Genomic DNA, 16,599 nt, shown 5'->3' with positions numbered 1-16,599 from the left:
GTTCCCATGGCCATCAGAATCAAGCTCGACGCGAAATCTGCTCTCGCCAAGCACACGAGTACAGCCCTTGCCGCGACGCAGGATCGTTTCGCTCAGGCCGCTCGCATCGTGGAGCAGAAGCCTACGGTTTTCACTCAAGAACCTCCTGCCGAACCAGCGCCAAAGACCATCCCTTCGGCTACTGCCTCCGCGGGCCCAGCGGGGTTCGATCTCTCGCGGTGCGTCATCGGCAGCGTCGTGGCTGTTCCTCTTCACCTGATTGACCCCAATCCCATTGGTCCTCGGGTGATCTACAAGGTCGAGGACATCGACAAGATTGCGCGCACGCTCCCGGCCTCCCAGGACGATGCGGCCCACGGTTTCGTACGCGAGGGGAGGGTGGTCCTGATTGACGGCGGCACGCGCTACAGGGCGGCAAAGATCTCCGGTGTCGGCCAACTGGATGTCAAATTCGAGCAGGCCCCTGAGTCCGAAGTGGAACTCTATTTGCGTGCGCGCTCGTACAACGAGCAGCGGTCCCAGACTTCCGTGATTGACCACGCCTTGAGTCTGCAGCGCTTGCTCGATTCTGGTGTCGTGAACTCTGCGCGTGAGCTTTGCGAGAAGATCCCCGACATCGGCGGCTCGGCCCAGATGTCCGAATCGCAGGTGAGCTACTACTTGCGCGTCGCACGCATGCCTCGGCAAGTTATTGAGCGCATGTCTTCGTCCGCCGCTACAAGCCAGCTTTCGATCTTGTATGCCGTGAGCGAAATCTTTCCCAAAAACGAAGCCGCCACGGCCGAACAAATCGAACTGGGCCTGCAGATCGTCGATGAGATCAAGACGCGTGAGCTGACCCACAAGCAGACGGTTGCTCTGGTTAAGTCGCGCCTGGGCGAAGAACCAAAGCAGCGGCGTGAGCGAAGCCTGCAGCAGCAAATTGCGTATGGACCGTACAAGGGCCAGATCAAGTGCTTCGGCAAGCGTGGCCAGGTTGATTTGTCGCTTCGCGGCGTGAAGGAAGAGGACATGCCGGCGCTACAGGGTGAAATTGATGCTCTTGTGAAGCGATTTGTGCAGGAGCGATCGGGCTGATCTTTCCTTTTTCAGCGTGTGATCCAACGGTTAGCGTCGCGTCTCTTAGCAGATGCGACGCCTTTTTTTGGGTCGAGAGGCATCCTTTTTTGTTCTGCTTCATAAATCTCCTCACAGTTCGCGTGGCACAGAAGGGGCTTCTCCGGACAATCTTCGTGGTTTTTGCTTAAAAAACAGGCAACAACAGGGCCGAGGACGGACTTATCCACAGACCTTGGTGATGGGTGCTCGCGTGCGCAATGTTGTTTACAGACTTTTATGCAAACAGACAGTTTGCCTGAGCGGTTTTCCTTTTGTTTTCAATGACTTGCGGCTGTTTCTGTGAGTCACTTTATGATGTGTTTTTTTACAGGTGTGAGCTACTTTATGAAGCTGCAGGGGTGACTTTGGCTGGTTTTCGGGCCGTTCAGTGAGGCGGTTTATGAATCTGTGAGGGCCTTTATGAACGATCTGTGAGCTACTTTATGAAAGCGTGTGGCACTTTATGAGGCAACGGTGAGGGGCTTTATGAATCATTGCCTTTGTTCATGCGTATTTGTGAGGCGATCCATGAATCCGTGAGGCTGTTTATGAAGGTTCCGAGGTCCGGGCTCCGGTTGGTGTGGTTCTTGCGCTATCCGCCAAGGATTTGATGTGTGAGGGACTTTATGAACAGGCCTCCAGGGGTCAAGGCAGGCACCTTTCTGACCGCTGAGACGTGGTGGATGGAAGCGAGAGGTGAGGGAGTTTATGAATCCACTCACAGTTGCGAGGAGGGTACGTTAGTGTGAGCCTTCACTTTACTGATTTCCTCCATTTGTGTATTCTTGGGCGCCTTCAGCCTCACAGTTGGTATCCATGCCTGCCGCTCACTCCAAGCCTTCCGCGAGAGCCCCATCGTCTGCCGCTGCTGGTTCTACCGTTACTGATCTGGTCATGGTCGATCATCACGGTGCGGAGGTGTTCAAGCCGCATCAGGCGGTTGCTGTGTCCCCTTCTCCGGGCATGAAGATCACGCTGCTGATGCGTAAGTTCTTCAATATCCTTTTGCACACGGTTCAGGAGCAGGGCGATCAAGAGACGTACCGAGCGCCGATGTCAGATATTTTTTCGACGGCCGCAATGGATCCGCGGAACATGGAGACTGCCAAGGAAACCCTGCGTTCCATGGCCAAAACGACTGTGGAGTGGGATCGTATTCGGGGTGAAGAGGATGATGTTTTGTCTTGGGGTATTTCTGCCCTGCTGGCCGATGCTGAGTTTCTGACGGTTGGAGGACGGCTGTATCTAGAGTGGTCCTACAGCCCGAAGGTGCGTCAGCGTTTGCTGGATCCTTACCGATATGTGCAGCTTCCTCTGGCGATCTTCAACAATTTTCGTTCGGGGTCGGCCGCGGCTCTGTATGAGATTTGCATGAAGTATTTGACCAACTACAACGGTCTGACGAACAAGGCGCAGTGGGAATGGTGGAAACCAAGGATTTCAGGGATTAACGACTCGAAATCTACGGGGGAGTATCGGTTTTTCAAGCGCGACACGTTGATGCCTGCCATCAATGAAGTAAATGCCGTTTCAGGGCTTCAGGTGTCATTGTTGGAGTTCAAGACGGGCCGCAAAATCACTCACCTGCAGTTTTCAGTGCAGCGCAAGCCTCAGTCGATGCTTCCGCTTGAATCTAGTGAGGATTTGATTGATGTTGACATTCTCCGGCGTATGGAGGCTCTAGGGCTTGCCAAGTCAACGATTGACGTTCTCTACACAGAAAACGAACCAGAGGTTTTGGCTGCGACCTTGGATTTTGTTGAATCGCGTGTTGCCAAAGGTGGAATCAAGTCTCCTGCGGCTCTCTTCAGGGATGCGCTCAAAAAGGGCTATGGTGCCGCAGAGGCATCCAAGCCTTCCAAGGATGAGACTACAAAAGCGCAGCGCAAGAAACAAAAATCAGATTTTGGTTCAGACGCGGATGATCCACCATCAAAACTTGCCGCGATCGAGGAATACATAAAAGGCCTTTCCTCGAATGAGTTGAAGCCCCTTCAGACGCAGTTTGAAGCACAGGCGACTGGACTGATCAAGGAGCAATTTGTCAAATCCGGGATGAAGACCAAGATCGTGCGGGTGGCCTTTGCTCAATTCGTTGCCGACAACGGCTTGGCCCAGGCCACGTGATTCTCACGCCGACGCGGCCTTAGCGACCCCTGTGCCGGCTTCCGCGCCGTTTTCGGCTGTCGTTGGCCCGCATCGCACCTTCGGGGTCGCGTTTCCTGTTCGGTAAGGGTGGGGTAGCCTGACGCCGCCTGAGGCGCTTCAAGGGCCGTTTGGCGCGCTGGGGCAGGGGAGGGTAGGCAAAGACGCTTCGCAGAGGGCCAGGGCAAACCCCTGAATCAAGCGTCCATGCTCTTGAGGTAGTCCCGATCCGCCTCTTCCATCCCGCGCAATGCACCCTGGAGTGTCTCGCTGCTCAACGGTCCACGGATGAACCCGGTCTCTTGGGGCAGGTGCGCGGTCCGCAGGTGCACGTGGCGCTCTGCCAGGTAGCGAACGACGATGTAGTGGCCACCAGGCTGGCCGTTGAGCACTTGTGCGAACGCGGTTTCAGAGGAGCCACTGTGCAGGGCACCAAGGTGGAATACACCCGGTATATCCGCTTCAATGTCGCCTTCCACGAGCTCGCGCTCACGCTCGCTTCCCTGTTCACAAAGGGACAGGTCTTCGATGCGGTTTGCGAGCAGGGCGGCTATCTTTAATTTTTCCGCGTCGCCGCTGAGCTTGATTTCAGTGGCGGCATCAAGAAAGCCGGCGCGATCAATTTGCGCCTTCCACGTCCTACCGCTAGGGTTGTCGTGAATATAGATGTATAGGATGTCGTTTTTGGCGTTGGTCATTTGATAACCTATAAAAGAGGGTGACCAGGGTGCTCTATGGCATCTTCATTCGGAACAATTCGTCTCGAACTGTTGAGCGCTTGTTCCTAAGCGTAAAGCCGCCAATACGAACTAAAGAATTCTCCGTGCGGAGCTGATCCTACCTTGGAGTACGGCACCAAGGAATGATGCTCCCCATGATTGTAAGGAATTGTTGAACACTTGTACAGCGCGCCCTTCTGGCCTAGTCAAACAGGGGTGCTCCAGAGGATGTTCGCGGGGTCAATCTTGGGCTTTCGGCTCCCAGGCAGCGTACTTGTCCAGCGCCATTTGGCCGTAGCGCAGAGAGGTCAAGGCCTTCGCAACGAATGACGCCTGTCTCCGCAGAATTCCCAACCGAATCTCAGTCGCCTCAACCAGTGGCCATTCCCATTCCTGGGCCTTTTCGCGTAGCTGAGCCATTGAGTACGTGTCTTCGTTCGGCGACTTCCTGATTGAACCCTTCACGCTCTTGCGTGCCGTCCCCTTTCCGTACCACTTGATCGTGAACCACTTCACCTGCAGGTGGTTGCCGCTCTTGTGCATGCCCAGCCGCAAGATGCTTCGATCTTTCCAGTCGGTCTTCTGGGTCTCCAGTTGGTCGCACGCAGCCAGGTGCGCAGTCACCAGCGCCTCCATTTGCCCATGGATGGTGTCCAGGTACCCAACCAAGCTCTCTTTTGCACTCTCGTGCGCTTCTTGCATTTCCATAGTTGATTAGTAGGTTTACAGCTATCCCGTGAGTTACCAGATTGGATAGAAGGCCCGGAGCCTCGTAAAAGCACCCGGCCAATTAGGTGTCAGATTGGAACTATATCTTCGCGCACCACGCGGAAGCGGCTCGAAACGAGACCTGAAATCGCCTATTTGGCCCGGCTGTTTAGGTACCAGATTGGACGCTATAAGCGACCCACCGTCGCGATGATCACGCGTGCGATCGTGAGTTCTACCGGCTGTTTAGGTACCTGATTGGACGGTATAACCGACCGGCTAATGGTTGATATGTGGCCGAGGTGGGCCTGCGTTTGAATGCCGTGCGGGCGTGCCATCGGGCGCACTAGCAGGAGGGTAGATCCGAGCCCTGGTCGCCCTCTGCAGACAAGTTCCTGGGCCCCTGGGGTTCGAGGGCTCGGGCTGAAGGGGGGATGACTCTCGATGAATTCAATTCAAATTGAAAATTGATATTGCAATATCTATTCGACAATGATAGATTCGCCGCAACAGCCGCATCGCGATACCCATCATGTGATGCGGCTTGATGCGGCTGCGTTTGTTCTTCGATTGCTCTATTGATGAGTGAACGTTCGTCCCTGCCACCCGTCCCTGATTCTGCAGACTGTGTGTGGTGTGAATGGAATTGGTACTCAATCGACGGCTGAGACTCATTTCAGTATGGGTTCCAGTTGAGGAAATCGATGAACGCCATGCCCCTGAATGGACGGGGCTTCTTCATGCGGGATCGCTTTTCGGAAGTGCACAGACAAGTCCGCGAGAACGGTATTTACCTGATGTCGTGTTTGAGGTTAGATCACGAATTTTTGGTCTTCAAGGAAATTCACAAAAGCGTTTGCTAGCTTTCCATGAGCTGATAGTGAGGTCAGACAATGTTTCAAAGCGAAATTGTGCGGTGGGTAAGTAAGGACCGTTGGTACCACGCTTACATTGTTTGCGATCTTCTGGGTGATTGGACTGTTGTTCGACGTTGGGGTGGGCTGCACAACCGTCGCGGTGGCCAAAAAATTGATCATGTTTCGTGTTTTGTTGAGGCTAATGCCCGCATGAAAATGATTGAGCGCCGCCGCCGATACAGCCATTCTGGATACCAGCAGGTGATTAAACCCGAGCTTGTTCTCTAAATTTTCGCTTGATTAAGCGCGACGGTATATTGGACCGTGCGAGGATAGCTTTGCTTGATTTTTGTTTGTAAGGACCTGAGTCTTTATGGCGGCCCTACGGATCGGTCGCCCAGACTTGTACTGAAAATGAAAGGGGTGGGATGGTGGTGATCAATACTCGGGTCGTTTTAAGCCAGCTTGGCTCTCAATTCGCCTGAGGTTTTGTGAGGGCCGCTTAGGTTTGCGCGCGGTATTCAAGTATCAAAGACTGGTCGCGGGGTTCAAGCCTGGTGGCCTGGTGGCCTGGTGGACTGCGGGCTCCTGGTCGCCGGGGGCTCTGGGCGTAATGCGCCTTGATTTGATCGGTCTTGAGGGGAGTTCTTTCCCCAGGCTTGCAATACTTCGGACATGCATGCATTCCGAAGTTTCGAGGACGCTCGGTGTCACGGGTTTGTGCCCGCCGTGGCTTCGCGAGCCTATGGGCATTACAGAGGCTGCACCATCGCTGGCTTCGATATGAGTAACAGGCGTCGCCTTGGTCTGGTTTACTGCCTGCGAGCCATCATTCCCGAGGAGTTCACTTCCAATTACATGGGGGTAACTTCCGACACGTATTTTGGTGTCTCCGAATCGGTTCGCATCCTTGCGCGAGAAAACGCATCCCGAAATCAGAGCGCGCTGGATGATCTGGAGCCCAAGGTCATTCAGATGTTTTCGGAGCAGGTGCTTGCCGGGGCGCGTGACGGATCTCGCCAATGGATAAACCAGTGGTTCGCGTATCACCCCAAGGCCGTTGAGCAGGCTTTACTACATCAAAAGCAGGCGCGCGCGCAGATCGCGTCAACATGACGCTGCTCCCCTGAGTCCAAGTTATCCACATTTTCTGTGGATAAATTACTCGACAGTGAGTCTGATGCTAGATCGGACTTAGTTCAGGGTTCCCTGCGCAAATATCAGGCAACGTGCGCGTACGGCATTTCAGCCTGCCAACTCCTTTTCCATTGCCTCATAGAGATCGTCCTCGTCGGCGTTCGTGTAGATCGTCGTGGTCGATAGGCTTGCGTGCCCGAGCAGGCGCTGCAGCATGTGCAGGGGCATCGCCTCGGCAGAGTGGGATCCTCGGGTGTGACGCAGCCAGTGAGTGCTGGCCTGAGCGACCTTGTGCGCATCCTCGAAGTGTTCCTGTTTCCTCATCTCGGTGGCCACATCGGCGAAGAATCGCTTGAGGGTCTTGTAGAGCATGCTGGAGGAGAGGGCGTGGCCACCGCCACCCAGGCTGGCGATCAGCGGGGTCTCTGCGTCAATCTCGTTCAGGTGCGTCAGGGGATTGGGGAGGCCTCGCGCGGCAAAGTATTTCGCCATCTCCCGCATGACCGGAGAGGGCACGGGAACAACTCGCCACTTCTGGCCCTTGCCCAGCGTCTTCAGCATCCAGCGAAGGCCCATTCCGCTCTTGCGTTCCTTGGCGTAAAGGCGGCCAGCTTTCGCGTCAACGAGCTCGGAGATGCGCAGGCCGGTGGCGTAAGCGAGAGCCAGGATAAAGCGCAATCTCTGGGTGCGCTCCTCATCGGGCTGCCGGTCCTTGAACTCATTGATGAAATCCCACTGACCGCGCGAAAGTGCATGCGTGAGCTCAATGTCGGGCGATGCTCCGGCGACCTCTATATTGGGCTTGGCCACGCCGTCGAACGGATTGGAGTCGAGGTAGCGCATCTTCATGAGCCATTCACACAGGCTCTTCAGGATGACGTAGCTTTGCTGTTGCGAGCGAAGGGAGAGGGCCCCTTCATAGGGGCGCCAGTCGGGCGACCAGCGGGCCGTGTTGCGAGGCCCTAACCATTTTTCTTGCGGGATCTTCCATCGCCAGTACCCCTCGGGCGTACGCCCCAGCGCGTACAACCAATCCTGGTGCGCTGAGGCATCCTCGACGGAGAGCGATGAAAGGGCTTTGCCGCGTTCCAGAACCGCCCACAGCAGCAGGCGTTCAGCCTCACGCCGGTATGAACGGCGCGTGTGCGCGTTGCGTGAGACCGCCCCCAGCCATGCATTGATGGCTTGGTAGTCGTTTACCGCTTCGATGCGGCTACGACCCAGGTAGCGGTTTTCTCCCTGCACGCCATCGAGTAGCGATGGGACGAGGAAGGACTCCAGCGGCATGATGTCCGTGCGCGCGGGCCGCACGTTGTCTTGCGACGCGAGGGCGCGGGCGCCAAGAAGGGCTGTTTCGTCGATCGCGGGGAGGCTCTCACAGTGAGCCTTGATCCAGGCCACCAGCCTTCCCGCTTGAATCGCACCGAGCTGGCGAATGTCGGCGTACCAGCGCTGGCCGCGGGCATTGATGTGCTCGATCAGCGCCTGCAGATTTGGCAGACCGCTCGTGATGAGCCGTTCGGCCATGGGCCTATCGAACCACTCGATCACGTTGTCAGTCGGCAGGGGCGCTGTGGCCACATGCGATTCGGCCCAGTTGATCGCCTCGATTTGGCGCACGATCAGGCGCTCGATGCGCTGCTCTCGTGGCGACTTGGCTGCCTCCTGGGCTTCTGGGTACTCGGCGAGGTAGATCTCCAGGAGGTCGGCCTCAGAGTAGAAGTAATCGGGATCGCGCTCGACCCGAAAATCCTCCAGTGTCGGCAGGGCAGGGGGAGGGGCTGCGTCTCTGGCCTGATTCGGGATTTGGATGCGCAGCAGACGCACGTAGCTCATGCGGCCGTGGCGGCGCGCAGCGCGGATCAAGGTCTCGCGCATCCACTTGATCGTGGACTTGGCCTCGCGCAGATCCAAACCCTCGCTTAGATAGCGATCGGTGGCATGGCGCAGATCCATGCCCTGCAGCCAAGCCCGGTAGAAGGCCATGAGCGACAGGTCGATCTTGCGTGCGTGCGTGTCAACCGTAGGCATTTTCGCGAGAGCGACACTGCTGCGCAGCGAGTTGAGTTGCGGCCTGCAGCGATTGCAGCGGACCCCCGTACTGATTGTCAGCAAAATGCAGGGATTCGGAGCGTGCGACGCGCACCTGCCAGCCGCAGACACTTCGATGCACGTAAGTAGGAACCTCAAAATACTGGCCGTCGATCTCGGCCATGCGCAGGATGCGTATGGTGTGTTGCGCTTGCACCGTCGTCTCTTCGGTTATTAGGCGGAGAGATCGCGCAGATCGCGCTCGATCCGCGTCATCATGGCTACCCATTGACTACCTGCGCGGTCGATCGCTTCGGCCAGGCTGTAGCCCATCTCCTGTAGCCATTCCGGCTTGTTGAGAACCAAGGCGACAGCGACTTTTTCGCCGGTGGATTGCACGGCCCAGGCATCGCGCCCTCCCCTCAAGGCGTCCTTGGCCTTGCCGAAGAAGTGTTTGTATTCGGTAGGGTCAGGAGCCGATGAGGCACTGAAGACGCCCTGGTTGGCCAGCTTCACGACCCATGCGATCTTCTCGTCTTCGCCGAGCACGTCCCACTGGTTGTGCGCGTTAGCCTGGTTGTTCCAAAAGTGCTTGGCGACATTGCGAGGAGTTGGCATGAGATCACCGTGGTTTATGAGTAGGTTACATGATACCTTGCGTGTTACTCAGCATCAAGCGGAACGGAAGCGGGTTTTGTCCGCCTGAGCATGTCGTTGACAACCTGAAACTCGCTGGGCTTCACGACATCGCCCAGTGTGCCGTCATCCTTGACCCATCTCAGGCGCTCTTTGTCGGGTGTGAGGAAAAGCACCTTTCCGTAGAAGGGTGGGTAGTGCTGTGCCTTGTTGAAGGCATCTTTCGTGTCCTGCTTGGTTTCGATCAGGCGCTGCATAGGCGGTTCGCCTGACTCATGCGTGACGCAGACCACGAAGTCAGGGTAGAAGTAATGCTCGTGTTCCGCGCGAACGACTCGCACCGAGTACGGCTTCTTGTCAGGGTTTCGATGCCACCAATGCACGAATTCAGCTTCGTCAAGACAGGATGCGAAGGTTTGTTCCAGCGTGTTGAGCCGAGTGGCGCCGTCGTAACGCCCGATGTTCATCACTCTGCCGTCATTCAGCTCGAATCGCTGCTCTTCCCACCAGCGGCGCTGATCCATGAAAAGAACCGATTCAACGTCTGCAGTGCCATCCTTGGATGGCGGAAGAACGCCGTAGATGTTCTTGGACGAACCGATGAGCGCGAGGTCGGTCGGAAAGATCATGACATCCGGCAGAGGCTGGGCATCCACAAGCTTTGCCTGATCGACGATGGCCTTGAATATCGCCTCTTTCAATTCCGAAGCGCTCTGGCGGATTACCCAATGGGCGGCGTCTCGCGCCAGGCGTACCCGCATGGATGGTGAAGCTGCTTCATCGGGGGATTCAGCGAGAGTCACATCCACGGTGGCGCGCAGGCGCTCGCTCAGTGTGTTGACGATGATGCGGTAGTCCTCTTCCTCGGCGTGTGGCAATGACTGCAGCGCAGTTTGGGCTTCGCGTGCGAGGGCCGCTCTGTCTGTCACTACATGGATGTTCTGCGTGTAGCTCTTGCCTTGCGTGAGCTCCTTGTGTTTTTCTTTCTGCCGCGTGCGATTGAGCGCGGCATCAACTGCTGCTTGCGCCTGCGTCGCGCTGATTGGCAAGGCTTGCGCGATCTGTTGCGAGATGCCGGAGAGGCTGACGATGGATGGTTTCTCTTCGGACTTGAGCGCACCTTTTAGCGCAGGCAGGCCGCGGCGAAGGGGAAAAGCCCTGAGGCCGTTATCAGCCAGGGTCTGCAAAACCTGCTCTCTTGTGCGAGGGCGTTGCGGTGTTGCGGGAGTTGCCTTGGGCAGCGAGCTCGTATCGACGGTATCCAGTGTCCAGCCAGCCTCACCGAGCAGGTCCTGCTGCAATGGGTCCGTAGGTGTAGGCGGGTGCCAACCAGACCCTGCTGGCGTCGGTGCAGCGCCGGCAGGAGAGGCCTCTTCCTCCCTGGAGGGCAAGCCCATGGTGTAGCTCAGTGGCAGCTCGGGCGTTGGTCGGTTCGTGAGCTTGACCGCACCGTTCATGGTCCGAGCGGTTACGAGCTTTTCGCTTTGCCCTTCGAGTTGAGTGCGAACGGCGCTGGTGGCCTGGACTGCAGCCTCAAACCCTGCTTGAGCCTGTGCGTTGCCAAGGTACACGTAGGCCGTGTCCAGCTCCTCTGGAATCGGTGTGGGCTTGGGGAATCTTTCGCGAATCTGGCGCGAGACGCGCATCACACGGCCGATGAACTGCATGGCAAAGTCTTCGTCGTTCACCGGCTTGAGGCTGGCGAGCACGAATGCGCGGGGTGCGTCAAATCCCGTGCCTGCCGATTGCTTGAACACAAGCACGTGCTTGGTTGGATCATTGGCGATCTGGGCCATCAGGACAGGATCAGGTTTGTCGGCGGTGTGCGTGCCGATGGCTTCGGGAGGCACCTTGCACAGCCGCGTGAGCTCTTGGGCGGCTTCATCGACGGAATTGGCGCCGTTGGCTACTTGCACCAACAGGAGGGGGACGCAGGGAACTCCGGCATCGCGCAAGCGGTGCCCAATGAGGGCGTTGCGCATCCAGGCCTGGCGCAGAACCGTGCGGCGAAGATCTGTCACCTGCTGCATGTTCTCGCCGATGCTGTAGATGACCGCTTCGATGTACTGCTTGTTCAGGCGGGCCTTCACCACGTCGTCACGGCTTACAGAAAAGTGCTCCTGGCCGATTCGACCAGCGGATGCCAGAAAGTCCGTCAGGCGCTGGTCCTTGGGTGTGGCTGTGGCCATCAGCATGTAGTCCGGATTGAGCCAGCGTGCGAACTTGCCGAATTCCGTGCTGTGGTCCAGTCCGATGTGAGCTTCGTCAACCACGAGACCGATTTGCAGTTCTTTCGCGCGGGCACGGGCCACGAGTGCCGCCAAGGTGCGTACATCATCGTCCGCGTCTGCGTCGTAGCCTTGATTGCGCCATTGGGCGCGCGCCACCGCCTGAGCCGTGGAGATGAGGACGGCACCAGAGCCCAAATCTTGGTTTCGGCCTTGTGCCAGCGTCGTCGGCGCGAGTCCCTGAGCGTGTTGCAACAGGGAATCCAGTGTTTGGCTGACCAGGGTGACAAAGGGCACGAACCAGAACCAGAGAACCGATCGCTCACTCGACACGCGTTCAAGAACCTTGGTCATGACGAAGGTTTTGCCCGAGCCGGTGGGAGCGCGCAGTAGGCAGGGTGGCGATGGTGAACGAAGCAGCTTGGCGCTGATGTTCTTCTCAAGTTCTTCCTGGAACTTCTCGGGCTGAAGAGAGCCCGCCGTGACGGCTAGATCAAGAGCGCCCTGGAGCATGGAGCGGGTGTTTGTAACATTCGTCATGCGTGCTCTCCCGCCCGGTGCTCAAGGGCATTGCGCAATGAAAAGACCTGCGCTTGAACGCCGTGATCCGCAAGATACGCCGACAAGGATTTGGGCCTGGGTGCGTAAACCACGAGGCGTGAGACGCCATGCATCGAAGGCAGGGCCGTCAACTGCTCCAGAGTGTCTTCGTTGACCTGGCTGCACAACACCAGCAGCCAATCGTTGCCCTTGGCCACGATGCGGGGATCCTGCTTTTGCTGCGCGGCCTGCACGGCATTGGCATGGCGCATGGCGAGCATGGTGGATGCGTGATCGGGTGTGGCATCGAGTGCCAGATCAGCGGGATCGAGCTTGTCCAGTTGCAGGTAGGCGAACTCGCCGCCACGTTCAAGGGCTATGCCATCTTTGTTGCCATAACCTTCGATGACCCGGCGAAGGCGCTCGGCACATACATCGCGGCATAGGTTCTTGTCAGGTTCCTTGTTGTTGGCTTCGGTGCTCGAACATAGGATGAAGCGGCGGTTGCCACGGTCTTCAGCATTCAACTCCAGCACGGCTTGGCCGGTGGTACCGGAGCCGGCAAAGAAGTCGAGCACGGTGTCGCCGGGGCGGGTGGCTTGCTGGAGCAGACCTTTGATAAGTGACAGGGGCTTGGGATGTGGAAATGCCTTGGAGCCCAAGACCTGCTTGATCTCTTCGGTCGCCACGCCGCCGCGTGCTGAGCGCAGGGCGAACAGTTCTACCTCGTCTTCGCCCACCTCCTCGTTCATGCCGCCAATCCAGCTGCTCAAAGGCGCCAGCCGCTCGGCTTCTGGCTTGGCCGTCCAGTGTTCTTTGCGCGAGGGGCGGCCCGGCGCAATGCGTTTTCCGACCCAGAAATCCAGATCCGGCAGGCTGCCGCGGAGCAGCGGCGTCTTTTTCTTGGGGAGCATCGGCCCTTTGCCCGCCTTGAGGGCTGCGAGCAGATCGGCCTCGGTAGCAAAGAACAGCACGTCCTCGGGGTTGCAGGGCGGAAAATAGATCAGCCGCTGGGCCACCAAGGCTTCCATGGTGTCGCTGCGCAGGGCTGCCAGTGCGGCCTGCACTGCCGTCTCGTTGCCTTGGCACAAGCGGCGGATGACGGCTTCGGAAGCGAATCGCCATGTGCTGTCAGGGTCGCAGGGATACCAGTAGCCAGTTGCTGGATCCTGAATCGGGTAATAGGTATTGGGCCGCTCAGTCAAGGACTTGTTGGCCGTCAACGGCTGCGGCGACCAATCCCCTCGGTCGTCCTTGTCCGGGTTGCGAAACTTGCTGCGGTCCGTGGCGCGGCCATTGAAGGCAAAGCCGCCGTTGGCGTACACCAGCACGTGTTCATGCACATGGCTGAAGCGCTGTGTCAGGTCGTTGCCTGTGTCCTTGGTGCGCCAGACCAGGCTGCCCAGCCGCCGCCCCGGGAACACCTCGTCCATCAGCAGCTCCAGCCGCGCGCGGTTTTCGTCGTTGATGCTGACCAGAATCACCCCATCGCTGGTCATCAGGTCGCGCGCGAGCAGAAGGCGCTGGTACAGGAACTCCAGCCACAGGCTGTGGCGCCACCGGTCGTTCGCTCCAACGAACTTGTCGTTGTAAACCCAGTCCTTGTTGCCGGTGTTGTAGGGTGGATCAATGTAAATGACCCGGATCTTCCCTGCATGGGTGGCGCGAAGAAGTCGCAGTGCATCGAAGTTATCGCCCTCAATGATCAGGTTGCGATGTTCGTTGCAACCTTTTGGCTTATGGCTCCATTGCGGTACCAGCCGTGGAAGCACCACATCGGCGTTGAGCGCGCGATCGTGGTCGATCGCATTGCGCTCCCAGTACAGACCGAGTTTCTGTTTTGTCAGGTGTTCGACCAGCAGGCGCCGCAGTTCGACTTCCGAGAGGCCATCGAGACTTTGTAGCAAGCCCTTGTGTTCGTTCGGCATTAAATGAGTCCAGTTACGAGTAGGAGTGCGCGCTCAACCGCCTTCATGCGATCGTCATCGAGACGGCCGAATGGCTCGCTAAGCTTGTTGCGGGGCAGTGTCGAAATCTTGTCGGCCATCACCTGCGATAACGCGCTCAGCCCATTGGCAGGGGTGGGTTCCACGGTCACGCGAAACGCCGCATCACGCAACTCGCTGGTGATCGGGCAGAGCACGACGCTTTGCAGCTCTTCGAGCAGATCGGACTGGATAACCAGGGCAGGGCGCGGTTTGCCGTAGTCGCCCTGGATAGAGACGGCAACGATGTCGCCGCGCTGGATCATTCCCAGCCCTCAATATGCTCGACCGCTGCTTGCGCAAAGCCCAGCGCCTGTTCTTCCTGAGGATCCCCGCTCAGGCGCTGGCATTGTTCACGCACACGTGCCATGAATTCGGCCGATCGGGTGTCGGGTACCCAGAACTGCACCGGTCGCAGGCCTGCGGCGCGCATGCGCTCGCGGTAGCGTGCCACCTTGTCTGTCGTAGTGGTGGAGGTTGACATGGCAGAGTCCTTTTCCGATTGGGTTACATGTTACCATGGCGGCAACTGCTTTAAGGGAAAATCTCTGGCGGCACTATGGCAAGGAAACGAAAATCCAGCGGCCTGGAAGAACTGCTGAGCTTGGCGGCGATGCTGCCGTGGTGGCTTGCGGTGCTGCTCGCTGTGCTCGCCTACGCGGTCCTTCATCACTATGCCGGGACAGAGGTGGCCGCCATCACGACGCCGGCGCAGGCGGGGCAACTCGCGCTCCAGCAGATCCTGAAGACGCTGGCCACGATCGGCCAGTACGTTGTTCCCCTTGTATTCCTGATTGGTTCGATCATCTCTGTGCTGGGGAGACGCCGCAGGAGGCGGCTCGTCGCCCAGGTTGCAGAGAGCCCAGACGGCGCAGCGCTGCGCGCCATGGTCTGGCGGGATTTTGAGCGCCTGGTGGGCGAGGCTTTCCGGCAGCGCGGCTATGCCGTCCTTGAAACAGGCGGCAACGGCGCCGATGGCGGCATCGACCTCAAGCTAAGGCGCGCAAGCGAGACCTTCCTCGTGCAGTGCAAGCACTGGCGGGCCTACAAGGTGCCGGTGACCGTGGTGCGGGAGCTCTACGGTGTGATGTCCGCGCACGGCGCAAGCGGCGGTTTTGTCGTCACCTCGGGCGTATTCACAGCCGACGCCCGCGAGTTCGCCCGAGGACGCAATATCGAGCTCATCGATGGCCTCGCGCTCAAGCAGATGATCGATGCCGTGCAGGGTGCTCCGAAGGAGGGCGTGAACGTTGGTGTGGCTGCTGCGTCGGCTCAGCCTTCGTGCCCGCGCTGCGGTAGCGCCATGGTCAAGCGTATGGCCAGGACGGGCGCGCACGCGGGCCGCGAGTTCTGGGGGTGCGCGTCCTACCCCAAGTGCCGGGGCGTGCAGCCGGTGGAATAGGGCGGCTGGAGAACCGCTCCTGCCTATTGAATGCCCCTGCGGAGCCTTGAGCCAACGTCCCAAACGTGGCAGGGTCTGGTGGCTGCGGCCTACGCCGTGATTACAGCGCCGCGTCCTTGAGCTTCTTGAGCGCGCGCGCCTTGATTCGCACCGACGCCGGCTTGGCCGCAAACACCTGTTCTTCTTTGGTGAAAGGGTTGATGCCCTTGCGCTTGGGCTTGGCCGGGATCTTCTGCACTTCAATCTTGAGCAGGCCGGGGAGGGTGAACGTCTGCGCGCCCTTCTTGTTCACCGAGCCCAGGATAGCTCCATCCAGCGCGGTGAGCACAGCCTTTACCGACTTGGCATCGACGCCCGTCTGTTGAGCCAGCAGTGCAGTGAGCGATGTCTTGGTCAGGACATCCTTTATCGGCTTGACCGGCTTGATCGACGGTGCAGCCTTGGGCGCGGCGGGCTTGGCGGGTTTCTTCGAGGTGGCCATATTGTCTTTGGGTTGAGTTTCAGAAAGCACGCGCAGGAGAGCCCAGCGTGCGCTCCGAATTGTAGGAGGCGCAGAACAGTTAAGCTCGCTTTTCTGCCGGGTTACCTTCAAGCCCGCGACTGTGCTTTACGTTCATAACCCCATTGGAATCGCACTCATGGCCAATATCGCCTCTGTCTTCAAAGCTGAGATTTCGCGCATCGCCCGCAAGGAAGTCCGCGCCGAAGTTGAGAGCCTGAAGAAAGCCAACTCGCAGCATCGAAGCGCCATTGCTGAATTGCGGCGTGAGCTGGCGGCTCTGCAAAAGCAACTGAAACAGGCCCAGCGCGAGCGTGCATCCAGCGATGCAAAGGAGAAGGCTACCGATCGTAAATATCGGTTCAGCGCCGCGCGCATGGCGGCACATCGGTCCAGACTGGGCCTATCGGCGGCCGACTACGGACGCCTGATCAGTATGAGCGGTGCCACGATCTATCTCTGGGAGCAGGGCAAGGCAAGGCCCAAGCCCGAGCAGGTGCAGCAGCTTGGTGAGCTCAAGCACAGAAGCGGCAAGGAGATACTGGCGCGATTGGCGCAGGCCAAAGCCTCGAAATCGGGGCAACCTCCCCCTAAATGAACGGCTGTCCCCTTAC

The 16,599-nt window shown here is 58.3% G+C and carries 15 protein-coding genes; 5 read left to right on the top strand and 10 right to left on the bottom strand.

All coding sequences use genetic code 11. The annotated features are described in order from the left end of the window. Positions 1-6: 6 nt before the first annotated feature. Positions 7-1,077 (top strand): ParB/RepB/Spo0J family partition protein, encoded by a 1,071-nt coding sequence (locus C6571_RS18480; protein ID WP_106448373.1) that lies wholly within the window; start codon positions 7-9, stop codon positions 1,075-1,077. 837 nt (positions 1,078-1,914) lie between these two features. Beyond that, positions 1,915-3,225, top strand: coding sequence for a replication initiation protein (locus C6571_RS18475; protein ID WP_245901601.1), 1,311 nt, complete (start codon positions 1,915-1,917; stop codon positions 3,223-3,225). A gap of 215 nt (positions 3,226-3,440) precedes the next feature. Here C6571_RS18475 and C6571_RS18470 read toward each other — a convergent pair whose 3' ends face one another. Together C6571_RS18470 and mobI are read right to left on the bottom strand one after the other, a co-directional pair. Further along, positions 3,441-3,941, bottom strand: a complete 501-nt coding sequence (locus C6571_RS18470) for a hypothetical protein (RefSeq protein ID WP_106448372.1) — start codon at positions 3,939-3,941, stop codon at positions 3,441-3,443. A gap of 261 nt (positions 3,942-4,202) precedes the next feature. Further along, positions 4,203-4,670 carry a conjugative transfer protein MobI(A/C) gene (gene mobI, locus C6571_RS18465; protein ID WP_106448371.1) on the bottom strand — a complete coding sequence of 156 codons (468 nt, stop codon included), beginning with the start codon at positions 4,668-4,670 and terminating at the stop codon, positions 4,203-4,205. 1,640 nt (positions 4,671-6,310) lie between these two features. Here mobI and C6571_RS18455 point away from each other — a divergent pair. After that, positions 6,311-6,643, top strand: coding sequence for a hypothetical protein (locus tag C6571_RS18455; protein ID WP_146139382.1), 333 nt, complete (start codon positions 6,311-6,313; stop codon positions 6,641-6,643). Positions 6,644-6,772: 129 nt separating this feature from the next. On the opposite strand, the gene C6571_RS18450 is transcribed toward C6571_RS18455, so the two are convergent. The 7 genes from C6571_RS18450 to C6571_RS18420 are packed head-to-tail and all read right to left on the bottom strand — an operon-like array spanning position 6,773 to position 14,568. Beyond that, on the bottom strand, positions 6,773-8,695 hold the full coding sequence (locus tag C6571_RS18450) for a tyrosine-type recombinase/integrase (protein ID WP_106448368.1): 1,923 nt from the start codon (positions 8,693-8,695) through the stop codon (positions 6,773-6,775). Beyond that, complete coding sequence (locus C6571_RS18445) at positions 8,682-8,879, bottom strand: hypothetical protein (protein WP_106448367.1); 198 nt, start codon at positions 8,877-8,879, stop codon at positions 8,682-8,684. Before C6571_RS18445 ends, C6571_RS18450 begins: the two co-directional genes overlap by 14 nt. A gap of 50 nt (positions 8,880-8,929) precedes the next feature. Further along, on the bottom strand, positions 8,930-9,313 hold the full coding sequence (locus tag C6571_RS18440) for a hypothetical protein (RefSeq protein ID WP_106448366.1): 384 nt from the start codon (positions 9,311-9,313) through the stop codon (positions 8,930-8,932). Positions 9,314-9,357: 44 nt separating this feature from the next. Then, complete coding sequence (locus C6571_RS18435) at positions 9,358-12,072, bottom strand: DEAD/DEAH box helicase (RefSeq protein WP_106448365.1); 2,715 nt, start codon at positions 12,070-12,072, stop codon at positions 9,358-9,360. 23 nt (positions 12,073-12,095) lie between these two features. Then, positions 12,096-14,027: a site-specific DNA-methyltransferase gene (locus C6571_RS18430; protein ID WP_106448364.1), complete on the bottom strand. Its 1,932-nt coding sequence runs from the start codon at positions 14,025-14,027 to the stop codon at positions 12,096-12,098. Continuing rightward, the gene (locus C6571_RS18425) at positions 14,027-14,350 is read right to left on the bottom strand and encodes a type II toxin-antitoxin system PemK/MazF family toxin (RefSeq protein WP_211300764.1); all 324 of its coding nucleotides are present in this window, start codon (positions 14,348-14,350) and stop codon (positions 14,027-14,029) included. Before C6571_RS18425 ends, C6571_RS18430 begins: the two co-directional genes overlap by 1 nt. Further along, complete coding sequence (locus C6571_RS18420) at positions 14,347-14,568, bottom strand: antitoxin MazE family protein (RefSeq protein WP_106448363.1); 222 nt, start codon at positions 14,566-14,568, stop codon at positions 14,347-14,349. Before C6571_RS18420 ends, C6571_RS18425 begins: the two co-directional genes overlap by 4 nt. A gap of 75 nt (positions 14,569-14,643) precedes the next feature. Here C6571_RS18420 and C6571_RS18415 point away from each other — a divergent pair, with 75 nt between their 5' ends. Next, a complete protein-coding gene (locus tag C6571_RS18415; RefSeq protein WP_106448362.1) occupies positions 14,644-15,486 on the top strand; it encodes a restriction endonuclease in 843 nt (280 codons plus the stop codon). Positions 15,487-15,586: 100 nt separating this feature from the next. Here C6571_RS18415 and C6571_RS18410 read toward each other — a convergent pair whose 3' ends face one another. Beyond that, the gene (locus tag C6571_RS18410; RefSeq protein WP_106448361.1) at positions 15,587-15,967 is read right to left on the bottom strand and encodes an HU family DNA-binding protein; all 381 of its coding nucleotides are present in this window, start codon (positions 15,965-15,967) and stop codon (positions 15,587-15,589) included. A gap of 157 nt (positions 15,968-16,124) precedes the next feature. Here C6571_RS18410 and C6571_RS18405 point away from each other — a divergent pair, with 157 nt between their 5' ends. After that, positions 16,125-16,583, top strand: coding sequence for a helix-turn-helix domain-containing protein (locus tag C6571_RS18405; protein WP_106448360.1), 459 nt, complete (start codon positions 16,125-16,127; stop codon positions 16,581-16,583). Positions 16,584-16,599: the final 16 nt, after the last annotated feature.

The organism is Simplicispira suum (assembly GCF_003008595.1).
Classification (GTDB): domain Bacteria; phylum Pseudomonadota; class Gammaproteobacteria; order Burkholderiales; family Burkholderiaceae_C; genus Simplicispira; species Simplicispira suum.
This window is presented reverse-complemented; position numbering and strand designations above follow the sequence as displayed.

Coding starts and splice junctions, on each gene's coding strand:
- C6571_RS18480 (WP_106448373.1), top strand. CDS start 7: ATGGCCATCAGAATCAAGCTCGACGCGAAATCTGCTCTCGCCAAGCAC.
- C6571_RS18475 (WP_245901601.1), top strand. CDS start 1,915: ATGCCTGCCGCTCACTCCAAGCCTTCCGCGAGAGCCCCATCGTCTGCC.
- C6571_RS18470 (WP_106448372.1), bottom strand. CDS start 3,941: ATGACCAACGCCAAAAACGACATCCTATACATCTATATTCACGACAAC.
- mobI (WP_106448371.1), bottom strand. CDS start 4,670: ATGGAAATGCAAGAAGCGCACGAGAGTGCAAAAGAGAGCTTGGTTGGG.
- C6571_RS18455 (WP_146139382.1), top strand. CDS start 6,311: ATGAGTAACAGGCGTCGCCTTGGTCTGGTTTACTGCCTGCGAGCCATC.
- C6571_RS18450 (WP_106448368.1), bottom strand. CDS start 8,695: ATGCCTACGGTTGACACGCACGCACGCAAGATCGACCTGTCGCTCATG.
- C6571_RS18445 (WP_106448367.1), bottom strand. CDS start 8,879: ATGGCCGAGATCGACGGCCAGTATTTTGAGGTTCCTACTTACGTGCAT.
- C6571_RS18440 (WP_106448366.1), bottom strand. CDS start 9,313: ATGCCAACTCCTCGCAATGTCGCCAAGCACTTTTGGAACAACCAGGCT.
- C6571_RS18435 (WP_106448365.1), bottom strand. CDS start 12,072: ATGCTCCAGGGCGCTCTTGATCTAGCCGTCACGGCGGGCTCTCTTCAG.
- C6571_RS18430 (WP_106448364.1), bottom strand. CDS start 14,027: ATGCCGAACGAACACAAGGGCTTGCTACAAAGTCTCGATGGCCTCTCG.
- C6571_RS18425 (WP_211300764.1), bottom strand. CDS start 14,350: ATGATCCAGCGCGGCGACATCGTTGCCGTCTCTATCCAGGGCGACTAC.
- C6571_RS18420 (WP_106448363.1), bottom strand. CDS start 14,568: ATGTCAACCTCCACCACTACGACAGACAAGGTGGCACGCTACCGCGAG.
- C6571_RS18415 (WP_106448362.1), top strand. CDS start 14,644: ATGGCAAGGAAACGAAAATCCAGCGGCCTGGAAGAACTGCTGAGCTTG.
- C6571_RS18410 (WP_106448361.1), bottom strand. CDS start 15,967: ATGGCCACCTCGAAGAAACCCGCCAAGCCCGCCGCGCCCAAGGCTGCA.
- C6571_RS18405 (WP_106448360.1), top strand. CDS start 16,125: ATGGCCAATATCGCCTCTGTCTTCAAAGCTGAGATTTCGCGCATCGCC.